Raw genomic sequence first — 3,217 nt, 5'->3', positions numbered from 1 at the left:
CCAGGGGCCGCCGCCCGGCGGAGCCTCAAGGCGCGGGACCGCCGCGCGAGCACGCGCGTCGCCCGCGTCCGCCGCCGTCCCCCGAGCCCGCCACCCAAGGGCTGTACGGCGTTCCGGGGCTGCCCTGACCCGATCAGTACCGCAGTGTCGCGGATCCGCTGGTGACGCTCACCCTGGCCGCCGCGAGAGCGGTCGCGAACGGCCGCTCGACGTCTGCGCGCGCGGCGGGCGTCTGACCGTACGCGCGGTGTGCACCGGGCCGGCTTCCGTCACATGGAGCCGTCCCCGGGCACTCGCCTCGGTCCGAGAGCTCGGTCCTCCCGGAGTTCAGTCCTCGGGGAGTTCGACCGGCGCGATGTCGTCGTACACATCGCCCGGCCCGGGATTGGTCGCGTCCGTCGCGCCTCCGAAGTGGTGCATCACTCCCCACACCGCGTTCAGCGCCGTCTGCACGGCACCCTCCGCCCAGCCCGCCGTCCAGGAGATGTCGTCGCCCGCCAGAAAGATCCCGCGCTTGTCCTCGGGCAGCCTGTCCTGCATGAAGTGCGTGAACAGCCGTCGCTGATAGCGGTAGTGCCCTGGCAGATTGGCCTTGAACGCGCCCATGAAGTACGGCTCGTTCTCCCAGGACACCGTCACCGGGCTGCCGATGATGTGCCGCCGGATGTCGACACCGGGATAGATCTCCCGCAGCGAGTTCAGCATGACCTCCATCCGCTCGCCGGCCGAGAGTGGCAGCCACTTGAGGCTGTCGTCGCACCAGGTGTACGAGAGACAGATGACGGCAGGCCGGCCGGGACCGTTGTCCAGCAGATAGGTGCCTCGGGTCATCCGGTCGGTGAGTGTCATCGACATGACGTCACGTCCCGTCCGCGCGTCCTTGTCCAGCCAGAACGGCCGGTCCACCGGCACGAACAGCTTGGACGACTCCATGTAGTGGGTGCGCTCCATCGCCGTCCAGTGGTCGATCGGGAAGAGCGACTCGTCGCAGGCGATCTTGGACAGCAGCAGCCAGGACTGGGCTGTGAAGATCGCGGCACGGTACGTACGGATCCCGCCCGAGGCGTCCGTGACGGTGATCCGGTCGCCGGCCGTGCGGTGCAGCCGTACCACCGCCGGCAGCGGCGCACCGCCGTGCAGTGAGGAGAGCGAGGTCCCGGCCCGCCAGTGCGTGATCTTGACCGGCTCGCGCTCCCAGAGGCGCAGCGGCAACTGCTGGCTGCCGCCGACGATCGAACGGTGGTGGTCGTCGGCCTCGGTGTAGACGACCCGGAGGATCTCCAGGATGGAGTTGGGGAAGTCGGTGTCCCAGCCGCCGGTCCCGAATCCGACCTGGCCGAAGATCTCCCGGTGGCGGAAGGACTTGAAGGACGGGGAGTCGCAGAGAAAGCCGTAGAAGGTCTGGTTGTCGAGCTTCTCGACGAGCCGGGCCCAGATCTCTCGGATACGCGGGACATCGCGCTCGCGCAGGGCGCGGTTCATGCCGGAGAAGTCCGCGCCCTCCTCCAGACAGGTGTTCCAGGCATCCATCACATCGCGGTAGACCTGCGGCAGATCGTCGACGGTTCTCGCGTAGTGGGACTCGCCCTTGAGATCGACAACGGTCGACGGAGTCCCGGCGGCCAGCGGGTTGGGGAACGGACGGGTCTCCAGATCCACCAGATCGATGTAGTGCTGGAGCGCGGTGGAGGAGGGCGGGAAGCGCATCGCGCCCATTTCCGCGGTCAGTTCGGTGTCGCATCCCTCGAAGCCGACCGTACGGAGCCGGCCGCCGATCCGGTCGGCCTCGTACACGACGGGCTTGAGGCCCATTTTCATCAGCTCGTACGCGGCGACGATGCCGGAGAGCCCGCCGCCGATGACGGCGACCTCGGCGCCGTGCTCGGCCGCCGGTATCTGGCCGAGCCCTGCGGGATGCGCCAGGAAGTCGTCGTACGCGTACGGGAAGTCCGGCCCGAACATGGTGATCGGCGGCTGCGCCTGGGTGTGCTGGACGGCGGTGGGCACCGTGGACGTCATGGGGTACGGGCTCCTTGCGGGTACGTACGGCGGAACGGGATGAGCGGAAAGCCGGGGCCTGATCCCGGGCTCGGGGCCCAGGGCTCAGGTGAGCGAGGTGTACAGGTCGGGGCGGCGGTCGCGCAGATACGGATTGGCCTCGCGCGAGGCGTCGAGAAGCCCTGCGTCGATCTCGCCGACGATCAGTTCCTCGCCTCGGCCGGCGCGTGCCCGAGTGGCACCGTCGGGACCGGCGAGACAGCTCAGCCCGACGAACTCGAACTCGCCTTCCTCGCCCGTCCTGTTGGCGTACGCGACATACATCTGGTTCTCGAAGGCCCGGACCGGCACCAGGGATTCGGCAACGAAGTGAAACGGATGCATCAGGGCGGTCGGCACCAGCAGCAGATCGGTGCCCGCGAGCGCGTGCGCCCGGACATTCTCCGGGAACTCGACGTCGTAACAGATCATGACGCCGAGCCGCAGCCCGGCGAACTCGGCCTGGACAACGGGATGTTCTCCCGGGGCGAACCACTTCTGCTCGAAATCGCCGAAGAGATGCGTCTTGCGGTAGTTCGCGAGCCGCGTGCCGTCGGGACCGATGAGCTGCGCGGCATTGAAGATCCGCCCGCCGCTCCGGCTGTCCGTATCCACGGCCCCGTCCCGCTCGGGATAGCCGTACAGCACCGCGAGCCCATGGCGTAGGGCGATCTCCGTGACGGCCATGGCTCCCGGGCCGTCGGCGGGCTCGGCCAGCCCGGGCACTCCGTCGCCGAGCGCATAGCCGGTCAGAAACATCTCGGGACAGACCAGCAGCCCGGCACCGGCGTCCGCGGCACGGCCCGCGGCCTCGTCGAGCACCGTGAGATTCCCGGCGACGGAGCCCGGCCGGCCGGCGGTCTGGAGAAGGGCGGTACGCAGCGACGGCATGGGGGACCTCGGACGGTACGAAGGGGCTTCCCGGATTGCCGGGGACGCAATGACCGTACGGTCCGGCCGTCGGCCCGGACAAGACGCGACCGTTGCGCACGGACCACCGATCCGTTGCGTGATCTCCGGCCCTTCCGGCGATTCGTTGCGTCGGTGTCCTGGGTGCGTCACCGGTGTGTCCTCAACAGGTCCTCGGAGCGTCTTCGCAGGTGAGGAGGGTGCTCCTTTACCTAGGGTCTTTCGTTTGGATCAGGCTGGGTGAGGGAGCGCCCGCCGCGGGAGCGGCTGG

Annotated in this window: 2 protein-coding genes and 1 pseudogene; 1 reads left to right on the top strand and 2 read right to left on the bottom strand. The window is 68.9% G+C overall.

The genetic code is table 11. From position 1 onward, the window contains the following. Positions 1–80 precede the first annotated feature (80 nt). A pseudogene (locus GA0115259_RS42565) lies at positions 81–185 on the top strand (LLM class F420-dependent oxidoreductase); the annotation flags it as partial. Positions 186–327: 142 nt separating this feature from the next. Here the strand turns inward: GA0115259_RS42565 and GA0115259_RS03685 are convergent. Together GA0115259_RS03685 and GA0115259_RS03680 are read right to left on the bottom strand one after the other, a co-directional pair. Continuing rightward, complete coding sequence (locus GA0115259_RS03685; protein WP_093590736.1) at positions 328–2,019, bottom strand: flavin monoamine oxidase family protein; 1,692 nt, start codon at positions 2,017–2,019, stop codon at positions 328–330. A gap of 84 nt (positions 2,020–2,103) precedes the next feature. After that, positions 2,104–2,928, bottom strand: coding sequence for a carbon-nitrogen hydrolase family protein (locus GA0115259_RS03680; protein WP_093590733.1), 825 nt, complete (start codon positions 2,926–2,928; stop codon positions 2,104–2,106). Between the last annotated feature and the right edge of the window lie 289 nt (positions 2,929–3,217).

It is taken from the genome of Streptomyces sp. MnatMP-M17 (assembly GCF_900091995.1).
Taxonomy (GTDB): Bacteria; Actinomycetota; Actinomycetes; order Streptomycetales; family Streptomycetaceae; genus Streptomyces.
Note: the sequence above shows the minus strand (reverse complement) of the source record. Positions and strands in the feature narration are given on the sequence as shown.

Coding starts and splice junctions, on each gene's coding strand:
- GA0115259_RS03685 (WP_093590736.1), bottom strand. CDS start 2,019: ATGACGTCCACGGTGCCCACCGCCGTCCAGCACACCCAGGCGCAGCCG.
- GA0115259_RS03680 (WP_093590733.1), bottom strand. CDS start 2,928: ATGCCGTCGCTGCGTACCGCCCTTCTCCAGACCGCCGGCCGGCCGGGC.